At 53.6% G+C, this 12,839-nt stretch carries 11 protein-coding genes; 5 read left to right on the top strand and 6 right to left on the bottom strand.

From position 1 onward, the window contains the following. Window positions 1–16: 16 nt before the first annotated feature. From ACQ0MK_RS16460 to acs, 3 genes are all read right to left on the bottom strand, one after another. Window positions 17–871: a universal stress protein gene (locus tag ACQ0MK_RS16460; protein WP_430473522.1), complete on the bottom strand. Its 855-nt coding sequence runs from the start codon at window positions 869–871 to the stop codon at window positions 17–19. Between the two features lie 32 nt (window positions 872–903). Then, window positions 904–2,394: a SulP family inorganic anion transporter gene (locus ACQ0MK_RS16455; protein WP_430473521.1), complete on the bottom strand. Its 1,491-nt coding sequence runs from the start codon at window positions 2,392–2,394 to the stop codon at window positions 904–906. Between the two features lie 366 nt (window positions 2,395–2,760). Further along, window positions 2,761–4,704, bottom strand: a complete 1,944-nt coding sequence (acs, locus tag ACQ0MK_RS16450; protein WP_430473520.1) for an acetate--CoA ligase — start codon at window positions 4,702–4,704, stop codon at window positions 2,761–2,763. A gap of 512 nt (window positions 4,705–5,216) precedes the next feature. Between acs and rmuC the strand changes: the two genes are divergently transcribed. Both rmuC and def read left to right on the top strand, forming a co-directional pair. Continuing rightward, the gene (gene rmuC, locus ACQ0MK_RS16445; RefSeq protein WP_430473519.1) at window positions 5,217–6,761 is read left to right on the top strand and encodes a DNA recombination protein RmuC; all 1,545 of its coding nucleotides are present in this window, start codon (window positions 5,217–5,219) and stop codon (window positions 6,759–6,761) included. Window positions 6,762–6,876: 115 nt separating this feature from the next. Then, entirely contained in the window at window positions 6,877–7,395 is a 519-nt protein-coding gene (gene def / locus ACQ0MK_RS16440; RefSeq protein WP_430473518.1) for a peptide deformylase, read from the top strand. Window positions 7,396–7,439: 44 nt separating this feature from the next. On the opposite strand, the gene ACQ0MK_RS16435 is transcribed toward def, so the two are convergent. Further along, window positions 7,440–8,492, bottom strand: coding sequence for a methyltransferase type 12 (locus ACQ0MK_RS16435; protein ID WP_430473517.1), 1,053 nt, complete (start codon window positions 8,490–8,492; stop codon window positions 7,440–7,442). A gap of 30 nt (window positions 8,493–8,522) precedes the next feature. On the opposite strand from ACQ0MK_RS16435, the gene fmt reads away from it, so the two are divergent. Both fmt and ACQ0MK_RS16425 read left to right on the top strand, forming a co-directional pair. Further along, a complete protein-coding gene (gene fmt, locus ACQ0MK_RS16430; RefSeq protein ID WP_430473516.1) occupies window positions 8,523–9,449 on the top strand; it encodes a methionyl-tRNA formyltransferase in 927 nt (308 codons plus the stop codon). Beyond that, entirely contained in the window at window positions 9,449–10,018 is a 570-nt protein-coding gene (locus tag ACQ0MK_RS16425) for a GNAT family N-acetyltransferase (protein ID WP_430473515.1), read from the top strand. Before fmt ends, ACQ0MK_RS16425 begins: the two co-directional genes overlap by 1 nt. A 6-nt stretch (window positions 10,019–10,024) precedes the next feature. Here the strand turns inward: ACQ0MK_RS16425 and ACQ0MK_RS16420 are convergent, their stop codons facing one another. Continuing rightward, window positions 10,025–11,008 carry a LysR family transcriptional regulator gene (locus ACQ0MK_RS16420; RefSeq protein WP_430473514.1) on the bottom strand — a complete coding sequence of 328 codons (984 nt, stop codon included), beginning with the start codon at window positions 11,006–11,008 and terminating at the stop codon, window positions 10,025–10,027. A gap of 139 nt (window positions 11,009–11,147) precedes the next feature. On the opposite strand from ACQ0MK_RS16420, the gene ACQ0MK_RS16415 reads away from it, so the two are divergent. Continuing rightward, the gene (locus ACQ0MK_RS16415) at window positions 11,148–11,330 is read left to right on the top strand and encodes a hypothetical protein (RefSeq protein WP_430473513.1); all 183 of its coding nucleotides are present in this window, start codon (window positions 11,148–11,150) and stop codon (window positions 11,328–11,330) included. 193 nt (window positions 11,331–11,523) lie between these two features. On the opposite strand, the gene ACQ0MK_RS16410 is transcribed toward ACQ0MK_RS16415, so the two are convergent. Continuing rightward, the gene (locus ACQ0MK_RS16410) at window positions 11,524–12,813 is read right to left on the bottom strand and encodes an MFS transporter (RefSeq protein WP_430473512.1); all 1,290 of its coding nucleotides are present in this window, start codon (window positions 12,811–12,813) and stop codon (window positions 11,524–11,526) included. Between the last annotated feature and the right edge of the window lie 26 nt (window positions 12,814–12,839).

The following is a 12,839-nucleotide window of genomic DNA, read 5'->3' as shown; positions in this document are numbered from 1 at the left end:
GTAAAAATAAGCGCTGTTAGCGGAACATCATCACCGGAACGTGGCAGGAGCGCACCATTTCGGTGGTGGTGCTGCCAATGATCAGGTTGCGGATGCGTGAATGGCCATAGGCCCCCATGACCAGAAGGTCGATATTGTCGGTTTCGATCTTGGCCTTGATCACGTCTTCGGGTTCGCCTGATGCAAACCCGGCATCGACGTCATATCCGGCCTTGCGCAGGATTTCGGCCGCCTGATCAAGCTTTTCCTGCAAGGCATCAGATGGCTTGCCAACAGTCAGAAGCACGCAAGGGAGGCCGGTAAACAACTTGCCCGATGCGATGTGGCGCACGGCCTTCATCGCACTTTCGCCGCCATCAAAGGCAATCAGGAATTTATGGATCGGCTTGAATGCACGCGAGGCGACCAGAACCGGTTTGTGGGCGGCGCGCACCACCCGTTCAAGGTTGGAGCCGAGATGCAGCTTGGCGAAATCGGCGGCTTCACCGCGTTTGCCAATCAGAATCAGATCGGCGTCGCCTTCAAACTCGGTCACGCTGTCAATCAGATCACCATGACGAAGCTTGGTTCCGACCTTGGCAAGGCCTGCTTCTTCAAGTCCGGTCTTGGCGTCTTCAAGCAGCAAACGGCCGCGCTTGAGTTCAAGCTTGTTTTTCTGTTCATCGAGATCAGCCAGTTCGGCCAGCAAGGCTGAGCGCGCACCAAGCTTGAGATTACCGCTTAGGTCGGCGGACTCGGAGCCAACGCCGCGACGGCCCAGCACATGCATCAAATCAACCGAGGCATCGGTGCGCTCCGCAACCCAACGGGTCAGGTCACAGACACTTTGCGAATAACTTGATCCGTCTATCAGTGCGATCAGATGTGTCATGGATCGTTTCCCTTTTCCCTTGCCCTGTGGGCTTAGTGGCCCATCAGGCGTTCAAGCGCGCCGGGCTTGTCGTGGATGGCCAGTTTATCGACGATTGTCTCGCTGGCTTCATTGAGACCGATCAATTCGACCTCGGCCCCTTCACGGCGGAATTTGAGCACGACCATGTCGAGTGATGCAACACTTGAAATGTCCCAAATATGCGCGTGGCTGACATCGATGGTGACCTTGTCCAGTGCTTCCTTGAAGTCAAAGGCGGCGGTAAAATCATCCGCCGAGGCAAAGAACACCTGTCCTTCGACCAGATAGGTTCGATGGCTGCTATCTTCTGAAAGCGTGCTGGACACGCGGAAAATCTGGGAAATCTTCCAGGCAAAGAAAATGCCCGACAAAAGGACACCGACCAGAACCCCGATGGCAAGATTGTGGGTGCCGACAACCGTAACCACGGTGGCCAGCATGACGATGGATGAACTGCGCGGATGTTCGCGCAGGTTCTTGATCGACGACCAGCTAAATGTGCCGATGGATACCATGATCATGATGGCAACAAGGGCGGCCATCGGAATGATGCTGACGATATCGCTCAACACGACAATCATGAACAGCAGGAAAATTCCGGCAACAAAGGTCGACAGACGCCCGCGACCACCGGATTTCACATTGATCACCGATTGGCCGATCATCGCACAGCCCGCCATGCCGCCGATAAAGCCGGTGGCAGTATTGGCGATACCCTGACCAATGCATTCGCGGTTCTTGTTGGACGGCGTGTCGGTCAGATCATCGACAATCTGGGCGGTCATCAGGGATTCCAGCAACCCGACAACCGCGACTGCTGCCGAATAGGGCAGAATGATCATCAGGGTTTCAAGATTTAGCGGAATATCGGGGATCAGGAAGATCGGCAGGGTCGAGGGCAGTTCGCCCATATCACCCACGGTGCGCAGATCGGCATTGATGAACAGCGATATAACCGTCAGGACAATGATGCAGACCAGCGGTGAGGGGATGACTTTGGTGATGCGCGGGAACAGATAAATGATCGCAAGGCCACCCGCGACCATGGCGTAGGTCACCCAGGTCACATTGGTCAGTTCGGGCAATTGCGCCATAAAGATCAGGATGGCCAGCGCATTGACAAAGCCGGTCATTACCGATTTGGAGACAAACCGCATGACATAACCCAGTTTGAAAATCCCGGCGACAATCTGCAACAGGCCGGCAAGAACTGTTGCGGCGAGGAGATATTCAAGCCCGTGTTCGCGCACCAGCGTGATCATCAGAACCGCGGTTGCAGCCGTGGCGGCCGAAATCATGCCCGGACGCCCCCCGACAATGGCGGTGATCACCGCAATCGAGAAAGAGGCATAAAGCCCGACCTTCGGGTCAACCCCGGCGATGATCGAAAAGGCGATGGCTTCGGGGATCAGGGCAAGGGCCACAACGATCCCGGCCAGAATGTCACCACGGATATTGCCAAACCATTCGGTCCGCAATCGCGGAAGGAAATCGGTGTTCACAGACTTATCTCCAGTCGAAATTTGCATATTGCCGCGCTATCTGGCGAACAAAGAACATATAGAATTCAGGAATTTGGGTAGGCCGAACGCTGTTTCGTCACTGCCATGCGTGTAACATCGGCGCTGAAAAAAATCAGACCGGTCGCAGGCAGGAATTTATCGAAACAGTTCTTACATCGGCCTCATGTCCATAATAAGGATAAGCAAAAAATGCTGCATCGCAGCGCCGTTTACTTATAGCAATTCCAGAACCAGCACAACCGGGAATATCGAAACGCGTCGGGAAAGGGCATGTGCGCGAACGGCAAAGGCCCCGGTGCAACTGCATCGGGGCCTTGTAAAATCAACGGGTTGATGCCAGACGGGTTAGCGGTTCTGACGGTTATCGATCAGATCATCGACAACGCCGGGATCGGCAAGGGTCGAGGTATCGCCAAGCTGGTCATATTCGTTTGCGGCAATCTTGCGCAGGATACGGCGCATGATTTTGCCCGAACGGGTTTTCGGAAGACCCGGCGACCATTGCAGGAAGTCGGGGCTGGCGATTGGACCGATTTCTTTGCGGACCCATTTAACCAGTTCAAGACGCAGCTCTTCGTTTGGTTCTTCGTCGGCATTGAGCGTGACATAGGCATAGATTCCCTGACCCTTAATGTCGTGTGGAACGCCAACCACGGCGGCCTCGGCGACTTTTGGATGAGCAACAAGCGCACTTTCGACTTCAGCCGTCCCCATGCGGTGACCCGATACGTTGATCACGTCATCGACGCGGCCTGTGATCCAGTAGTAGCCATCATCATCACGGCGGGCGCCATCGCCTGTCGTGTAGACATTGGCAAACGTGCTGAAATAGGTCTGGATAAAGCGTTCATGATCGCCGTAAACGGTACGCATCTGGCCCGGCCAGCTATCCTTGATCACAAGGTTGCCATCGGTCGTGCCTTCAAGTTCCTTGCCTTCATTGTCATACAATGCCGGCTGCACACCAAAGAACGGCAGGGTTGCCGAGCCCGGTTTCAAATCGGTTGCACCCGGAAGCGGGGTGATCAAAATCCCGCCGGTTTCGGTCTGCCACCAGGTATCGACAATCGGGCACGTGCCCTTGCCGACATGCTGGTTATACCATTCCCAGGCTTCGGGGTTGATCGGTTCCCCGACCGAGCCAAGGATACGCAAGCTTGAAAGATCGGCCTTGTTGACCCAGCTTTCGCCTTCGCGCATTAGCGCACGGATGGCGGTTGGTGCGGTGTAGAAAATATTGACCTTGTGCTTTTCACAGACCTGCCAGAAGCGTGATGCGTCCGGATAGCTTGGCACACCTTCGAACATCAGGGTCGTGGCACCATTGGCCAGCGGGCCATAGACGATATAGCTGTGACCGGTGACCCAGCCAACATCGGCCGTGCACCAGTAAATATCGCCATCATGGTAATCAAAGACATATTCGTGGGTCATCGAGGCGTACACAAGGTAACCGCCCGATGTATGCAGAACGCCTTTTGGCTTGCCGGTCGAGCCCGAGGTATAAAGAACGAAAAGCGGGTCTTCGGCATTGACCTCGGTCGGGGGGCAATCAGGCGATGCTGCGGCACAGGCTTCGTGATACCAGACGTCGCGGGCATCATTCCATGCAACGTCTTTGCCGGTACGTTTGACCACAACCAGTTTTTCAACCGATTTCACACCCGGATGCGACAAAGCTTCGTCGGCATTGCGTTTAAGCGGAACCGCACGACCGCCACGCAGGCCTTCGTCAGATGTGATGACAACCTTGGCACCGCAATCTTCAACGCGACCGGCAAGGGCTTCGGGTGAGAAGCCGCCAAACACGATGGAATGGATGGCACCGATACGGGCACAGGCCAGCATGGCAACGGTCGCCTCGGGGATCATCGGCAGATAGATGACAACGCGGTCGCCTTTGCTCACACCCATCGATTTCAGGGCATTGGCGAAACGGCAGGTGCGCTCATACAGATCGCGATAGGTGATGTGTTCGGAAACGCTTGGATCATCGCCTTCGAAAATGATGGCGGTCTGATCGCCACGTTTTTCCAGATGACGGTCAAGACAGTTGGCCGAAACGTTCAGCGTGCCGTCTTCATACCATTTGATGTAAAGGTCTTTGGTGTCAAAGCTGACATTTTTGACCTTGGTGTATGGCTTGATCCAGTCGATGCGTTTGCCATGTTCGCCCCAGAAGCCGTCCGGATCTTCGACCGACTGTTTGTACATGGCGTCGTATTTCGACTTGTCGATCAGGGCGCTCTTTGCGATGTCGCCGGGGACGGGATAAACGTTCGCAGACATATGTGGCCTCTTGTTCGTTTCCTGTGGTCTTTCCATTCACATCCGACAGTGGCTTGTTGTTCTGTCACAGATCAGAAGCAGGCCCTTTGCCGATGCGATATTTCGGTGCGGTTCAGAGATCAGACTTTTGTCGTTGCAAGCAGTTCCGTAGCGGAAACGCAGCACCCTAAAAGTAATCCTGTCGCTTGCGCCCTATGCTAGTGCGCAGAAGATGTTCAGGAAATACAACTTAAGACGGGGGCCGTGATGCGGAAACTGGCGGATTGCTTGTTGAATTTCGGGGTTGAGTGTTTCGGGACGTCCGGTTGGTGGGGGTTTTAGAAAGGTTCAACCTTAACGTGATATCGTGACGGATCATAACTATCTATTTGATATATAGCGGAAATTTAAATTTTCGCCAGTCATCAGTGACATAAATTCAGATAGGTCTTGCGCGAAATTAAGGCCGTTCGGTTGTGGATTTGATGGAACAAAACAGATACAAAGAACGCAAATGATCATGGAATGGTGGGATGATGGATCCGATATATTTGGGCGCAGGGGCTTTGGCGGTTGCTGTGGCGGCAATTATCTATGGTGTGGTAGCGGTAAAGCGCGTCAAGGATGCGGCCAATAAAGATATAGAGTCGCGCACAGCCCTTTTGGCTTCTCAGCTTGAACAGACCGAAGCCACCCGGCGTGATTTGGCCGCTGAATTGGCCATCACCCGCGACAAGTTGTCCGAGACGTCTGAAAAACGCGCGATTGCCGAAACCACGGCCAACCGTGTCCCCATTCTTGAAGCCGAGATGAAAGAACTTCGCGTTACGCTTGATCATTGGCGAGAAAAAGGATCGGAACTTGAAACCGCGTTGGAAAAAGAACGCGAAGCCGCGGCTGAAAAGCTTGCGATGCTGGAAGATGCCAAGATCAAGTTGCTTGATAGTTTCAAGGCTTTGTCATCCGATGCGCTGAAGGTCAATAATGACGAGTTCATGAAGCTGGCGCGGGAAAACTTTTCGCGTTTGCAGGAAGGGGCCAAGGGTGACCTTGAAAAACGCCAGCAGGCAATTGACGGAATCGTTAAACCCATCAAAGAACGTCTTGAGGCCTTTGATACCAAGGTTAATGAACTTGAAAAAAACCGCAAGGAAGCTTACGGCGAATTGCGCGAACAGGTCGGGACCCTTGTGCAATCACAGACCCGACTGACCAAGGAAACCCAGACGCTAAGCTCCGCCCTTCGGTCGAGTTCATCGGTGTCAGGGAAATGGGGTGAGTTGCAGCTTAAACGTATTGTCGAGCTGGCCGGGATGCTCAAACATTGTGACTTTGACGAACAGGTGCATTTCAACACCGACGAAGGCGTTCAAAAGCCCGACATGGTCATTCACCTTCCGGGTGGCAAGAACATCGTTGTCGATGCCAAGGCCCCGACATCGGCCTATCTCGAAGCAATTGACGAAAAATATGATGATGATCGCCGCGAAGCATTGATGGGGACCTATGTGACCAATGTGCGCAAGGTGATCTCGGATCTGTCGAAAAAATCCTATTGGAAATCGGTTGATAGCCCGGAATTCGTCGTGCTGTTCTTGCCGGGTGAAAGCTTCTTCTCGGCGGCCCTTGAACGGGACCCGCGCCTGATTGAGGACAGTTTCCGCGACGGGGTGATCCTTGCGACGCCGACAACCTTGCTTGGGTTGCTTAAGGCCGTTTCATATGGCTGGCGACAGGAAGCCTTGGCCGAGAATGCGCGCGATATCAGCGAGATTGGCCAGCAATTGTTTGACCGCCTTGGCACGCTCGCCAAAAACTTCAGTTTGATGGGCAAATCCCTTGAAAGCACGGTCAAGAATTACAATAAAACTCTTGGATCGCTTGAAGGATCGGTTCTGGTCTCCGCGCGTAAATTGAAGGAAAAGCATATCGTTGCCGATGATCGCATGATCGAAGAACCAGCACCTTCTGAAACCCATGTCCGCGATGTGACCAAGCTGGAATTACTCGCCGGGCCGGACGACGAAGGTGCCGATGGTGATAAAAATGAGAGCTCAAACGCGATAGAGCATGACTGATATCTCTGCCAGATTGGGCAGTTTGCTTGACTTGGGTGCTGGGAAACCTTATTTCGAAGCGCGAAATTTGCTATTATTGTGTATAGAATTTAGTTCGAAATCGGAATAAAGACCCATGGCCCTGCGTGAAATTCTTATCGTTCCAGACCCGCGCCTGAAAAAGGAATGTGAGCCGGTTACGGACGTGAATGATGAGATCAGACAACTTCTTGATGACATGCTTGAAACCATGTACGCGGCGCCGGGCATTGGTTTGGCCGCACCGCAGATCGGTGTGATGAAGCGCGTTGTGGTCATGGATGTTTCTGATGAAGAAGAAAAGTCAAAGCCGCTGAAACTGATCAACCCGGAAATCATCTGGGAATCGGGAGAAATGGCGGTTTATCAGGAAGGTTGTTTGTCGATCCCGGATCAATATGCCGATGTCGAACGCCCGGCCGAAGTCGGCATGCGGTATCTGGATGAAAATGGCAAAGAGCACGAGATCGAAGCAGACGGTCTGCTTGCCACCTGCATCCAGCATGAGATCGATCATCTTGACGGGGTTTTGTTCACCGATTATCTCAGCGCGCTTAAACGCAATATGATCCTGAAAAAGGTTCAGAAGCTGCAGAAGACGAAAAAATCTGCGTGATTGATTTGATCTGAAACGCGCAAAGGACCGGGTATCCGGCCCTTTTATTTTATCCGGTATTTTGTCTGGCGTTTGATCGTGCAGGCATCCATGCCAACGATCCAGCCTTCGCGTTCGGTAATGACCGGATCAATTGGAAGATGTTCAGGGCGTTTGCCATCGGCAATCCGGATCAGTCCCATCACCCCCACCAGCGCGTCAAAGGCATCATCCTTGCCCTGTTTCGGGCCAAAGCCGGTTGCGATATCGGTCATTACGGCCGGGCTGATTTCAATCGCGTTTTGGGCGGCATAAAGACCAAGCTGTTTGACGGCAATTGCACGACTATCTTGATTTGATTTAGTCAACTCACTTATATCAAGCCAGCGATAGATTTCACCGGGATAGGTTTCAATCAGGGTGACACCGGGGCGTTTTGTACAGGCTGCAAGGTCGCCGGAAAATGGCCAGATGTGAAAGCCGTCTTGCTGGCCGGGGATGATCAGGTTTTCAAGGCCATGCAACATGCCTTTACCGACTTGATTGGCACCCAATGTCCAGAAGGATGGACAGGCGGCGTTGCGATCAATGGTCGCAAGCTCGCAACGGCGATGCAATTGACGGAAATCGGTAAGGCCGAGGGCGGTTAAAAGATGTTCGCGTTTGACGCTGCCCTTGATGCCGGAAATTTTCGGGTAAAATGGGCACTTATAGGTGATTTCATCGGGTGTACTGCAAACATCAAAGAATTTTTGCCAGTTGTCACCACGAAGCAGGCCAAGCAGTGTCTTAAAGTCTTTAACATTCGCGCCATCATACCAGAAATCGACAAAGCCGATCGGCATATCAAGGCCAAGCCAGATGGTCTGATCATGACCAAGATCAGAAAGGGATTGGCGAAATTGATTGAGCATCCCGACCGGCTCAATCGCGTGGATTAACCAGCCATGATCGGATCGCCGGGCCTTGGCGACCCAGCGGCCTTTGGCCGACATGCTCCAATCGGCGTGCCAGATGTGGTCTACGTTGTATTTGTTCGAATTGCTGGTTTGGGTGCAGGCTTGGCTTGTCATTTGATCAAGATAGCGCCAAATTGCCGCCAGAAGATCAAAAATCACCGCCGACCTGATGATGAATGGACCAAGATCATGACCAAGCTGCGCATTGCCTTTATGGGAACCCCAGATTTTGCCCTTGTGGCGTTAAAGGATCTGGTCGCAGGCGGGCATGATGTTGTGTGCGTTTATTCCCAGCCGCCCCGTCCTGCCGGGCGAGGGCAAAAGGAAACACCAAGTCCGGTGCATGCATGGGCGCAAGATCACGGCATTGAAGTCAGAACGCCGGTATCGCTTAAGTCGGATGCGGAAAAGCAGGCGTTTGCCGATCTTGATCTCGATGTTGCGGTGGTCGCGGCTTACGGCCTGATCCTGCCCAAGGCGATTTTGGATGCGCCAAAATATGGTTGCTTGAACATTCATGCATCGCTTTTGCCGCGTTGGCGCGGGGCGGCCCCGATCCAGCGGGCGATTTTGGCCGGGGATGACGCGACGGGTGTGACGATCATGCAGATGGATGTCGGACTTGATACCGGGGATATGTTGCTGATTGGTGAAATCCCGATTACGGCGGAAACCTATGCCAATGCCCTGCATGATGATCTTGCAACGCTTGGCGGGAAAATGATTGTCGATGCCTTGGAAAAATTGCCCAAGGGTGCGTTGGTTGCGACCAAGCAGCCAGAAGATGGCGTGACCTATGCCGCGAAGCTTGAACGGTCCGAAGCCAAGCTTGATTTTAGCGATGATGCACAAGCATTGGAGCGCAAAATTCGCGCCTTTACTCCTTGGCCGGGGGCCTATTTCGAACTGGGTAAGGAACGGATCAAGGTGCAGGCCGCCCTTGTAACCGATCAATCCGGCCCGGTTGGCGAGATCCTTGATGATGCGCTTAGCATTGGCTGTGGCAGCGGGGCCTTGCGTCCAACCCGCATTCAGCGTCCCGGCAAGGCGGCGATGGATGCCAATGCGGTGTTGCGCGGCTATGACAAACTTGCCAAGGGTGTGGTTCTGGGCTGATGAGCGGATCGGGTGTTGTAAGGCCAAATGCGGGCGGAAATTCGGGAAGCGTTACGGGCCTGACCATTCGACCGGCCTTTAACCCCGATGGCGACGGGATTGCAGCCCTGATTGACGCAGTGTTTGGCGAATATCCGGGTTGTGTGTTTGATCGCGATGGCGAGTTTCCCGAACTTGATGCCGTTGCCGATGATTTCAAAAACGCCGATGGTCGGATTTGGGTCGCGGTGGATGATGCGGATCGCATTGTGGGCTGTTTCGGCGTGAAATATGACGACCAGTCTGCTGAGGCCGAACTTCATAAAGTTTATCTTGATAAAGATACCCGTGGTCAGGGTTTGGCTCAGCGCATGATGGCCAAGGCATTGGCGTGGCTAGGGCAAAATCATCCAACTTGCGCGACCGTCATGCTGTGGACCGATACGCGGTTTGAGGCCGGGCATCGGTTTTATGAAAAATGCGGCTTCGCCCGGACTGGCGAACGCCGCATTCTGGATGATCTTAGCCGTTCAACCGAATATCAGTTTCGGTTTGATTTCAGCGCTTATCAAAAAGTACTTACTTTCTAGGCTGCCTTATTTGGCGATATCTCTTGCCGTGGTCCGTGTATCGGTCGAGCCATCCGGGTTCTTTTTAACCGCACGGGCATCGCGGAAGCCAAGCTCCCACGGCGGGACCGGGGTGAATTTTTCAGCCAGGAAATCGACAAAGGCGCGGACCTTGGGCGAGAGATGGCGTTTATGGGGATACACCGCCGAAATCCACGCCTGATCATGGACATATTCGGTCAGAACCGGGGTCAGGCGGCCGGTACGGATATCTTCATGGACCAGATATTCAGCCAAACGCGCCATGCCCAGACCGGCCAGAACGGCTTCGTGCAGAACGTCCCCGTCATTGGCGGAAAACGATCCTTGTGCCCGGAAGGCGACGTGACCGTTCGGGGTTTCAAAGTGCCAGTCATTGAAGCTTTCGCGTGATGACAGATGCAGACAGTTATGGTTTTCCAATTCCTGGGGTTCGCGGGGAATACCATTTTTTTCGAGATATTCCGGCGATGCGACGATCATGCGGCGGTTGACCGCATATTTACGCGCAATCAGCGATGAATCTTCAAGCGCGGACAAGCGAATGGCCAGATCATAGCCATCGTTGACCAGATCGGTGAACTTATCATCGAGTGTGAGCTCGATTCGCACATCGGGATAACGGGCGAGGAATTCCGGGATCAGCGGCACCACCTGCATTTTGGTGAAGGCCACCGATGCGTTAATGCGCAGCGTCCCACGCGGGGCGGCATAAAGCTGGGTGACGACTTCTTCGGCTTCTTCGATCTCGGTCAAGATCGTGCGCGCACGTTCGTAAAAGGCGCGGCCTTCTTCCGTCAGGCTGAGCTGACGGGTGGTGCGCATTAACAGACGGGCGCCAAGGCGGTCTTCCAGTCGGGAAATGTATTTTGACACCGCTGAGGGTGACAGACGCATGGTCCGGGCAGCTGCGGAGAAGCTTCCTTCTTCAACAGCATGGACAAAGATTTCCATTTCCGCGGCGCGATCCATATCTCGGTATCCTATTTATGACGTTACTTCACAAGTAATGTGCATATTGAGGTAATTCTCTTTCCCGGTAAAGAAAATTAGATTGGGTTCATCGAGAGCGACGAGGTTGTCGCAAACACCGAAATTTAAGGAGGTCACCATGGCCACTTACGAAGACATCACCACCCGTTACATCTCCACCAGCGAAATCGAAGCCGGTGTGCGTAAAGGTCAGCAGCTTCGCGCTGAGTTCGTAGGTTCCTTCTTCCGCAACCTGTTCAAAGGTTCGGACAAGGTTTCCGACATCAAACATCCGGCCGGTACCGTTGGCGGTGCTGCCTAATCAGCTTTGATAGCCGGTTGAGCACCGATTGATTTTCCTCCCCAAGAGGTGCTCCCGCTAGCTGATTGAACTGTTTCTATCTAGCGTCTTCCTCCCAAGTTTTGACGCTGTTTTCCCGACTGGCCCGGACACTTTTGTGTTCCGGGCCATTTTTTTTGCTCGGTTGGCGGCATGGATCGCAATTTAACCTGATCTAATGCGCGTCCTGCGGGCTCACACCCGGCGGGACATAAAAGCCCGGCCGTTCCGAGACCCAGGACATCACCGTGATCACGGCCATGACAATCAAGGTTATGATCAGCATCATCTCGATGTGAATGTCAGCTGCAAACATCCAGCCATACATCGCCGGGCCCATGGCAGAGGCCAGCACCATGACGGCGGTTAATGTGCTGCGCGCGGCCCCGATTTCATTCAAAGGAACCAGTTCCGGGATGATTGCGGTGCGCAAGGTGGTTGCGAATCCAACCGTAATCCCGACCAAGCCCATATAGATCAAAATCACATAGGGCTGATGGGTCATGGCAAGGACAGCAATCCCGGCCATCATCGGGATTAAATGCCAGGGGAAAAGACGCCGGGCGGAATGTTTGTCAATCAACGGACCGCTGCCAAATGCGCCCAGAACCGATGTGATGGCAAATACGGTAAAGCCTGCCGCAAACCAGCCAAGATCAATGCCCTTATGGCTGGAAATGGCACCTTGATGGAAAAACAGCGCGGTCATGATCAAGGGCGGGGCGGCTAGCATCGGCAGGCAAAGCCAGACATAAAGTGATTTAAACAGGCGCGGATGGTCGGTTTCGGGGTGGGTTGTGTCGGTGGAGTCTTCGGCCGTGCTGGTCTGGTTTGCGCCAGATGTTTTTGCCGACTCGCCTGATTTGGTCGGGGCGTTGCGGAATTTGGAATCCCCGCGGATCAACAAGATCGCCATGGGGATAAGGATCAGCAGGATAAACACACCTGATCCGGCATAGGTATATCGCCAGCCAAAGGCCGCAATCAGCGCCAGAAGGGTGGCGGGCATGATCGCCTCGGCCAAGGGAAAGCCAAAACTGGCAATTGCCAATGCCCGCCCGCGATTGCGGCTGAAATACCGGGCAATGCCGGTCATGCTCACATGGGTCATCAGGCCCTGTCCGGCCAGACGCAAGATAAACAGGGCGCCAATCAGCATCCAGACGTTGGTGGCAAATGAAATCAGCAAACAGCCAACGGCGAGCAAGACCATTGTCGCCAAGCTGTAAGACAGAATATCGACCTTATCGATCCAGCGACCAACGATGGGCAGACAAAGCGCGCTTCCGATTGTAATGCCAGCATAGATGTTGGCAAATTCGGTTTCGTTGAGTGCCAGGCTTGCCGAAATGAACGGCACGAACAGTGCGACCAAAAAGGTCTGCCCAAAGGACGATCCGAAACTGTGCAATGCGCCAAAGGCAAGCTGCCTTGGGGCTTGGCGCAACAAATGAATAAACTGCATGGGGAATGACGTATCCAGATTTGAAT

This window comes from Thalassospira lucentensis (assembly GCF_050516545.1).
GTDB lineage: Bacteria > Pseudomonadota > Alphaproteobacteria > Rhodospirillales > Thalassospiraceae > Thalassospira > Thalassospira lucentensis_C.
This window is presented reverse-complemented; position numbering and strand designations above follow the sequence as displayed.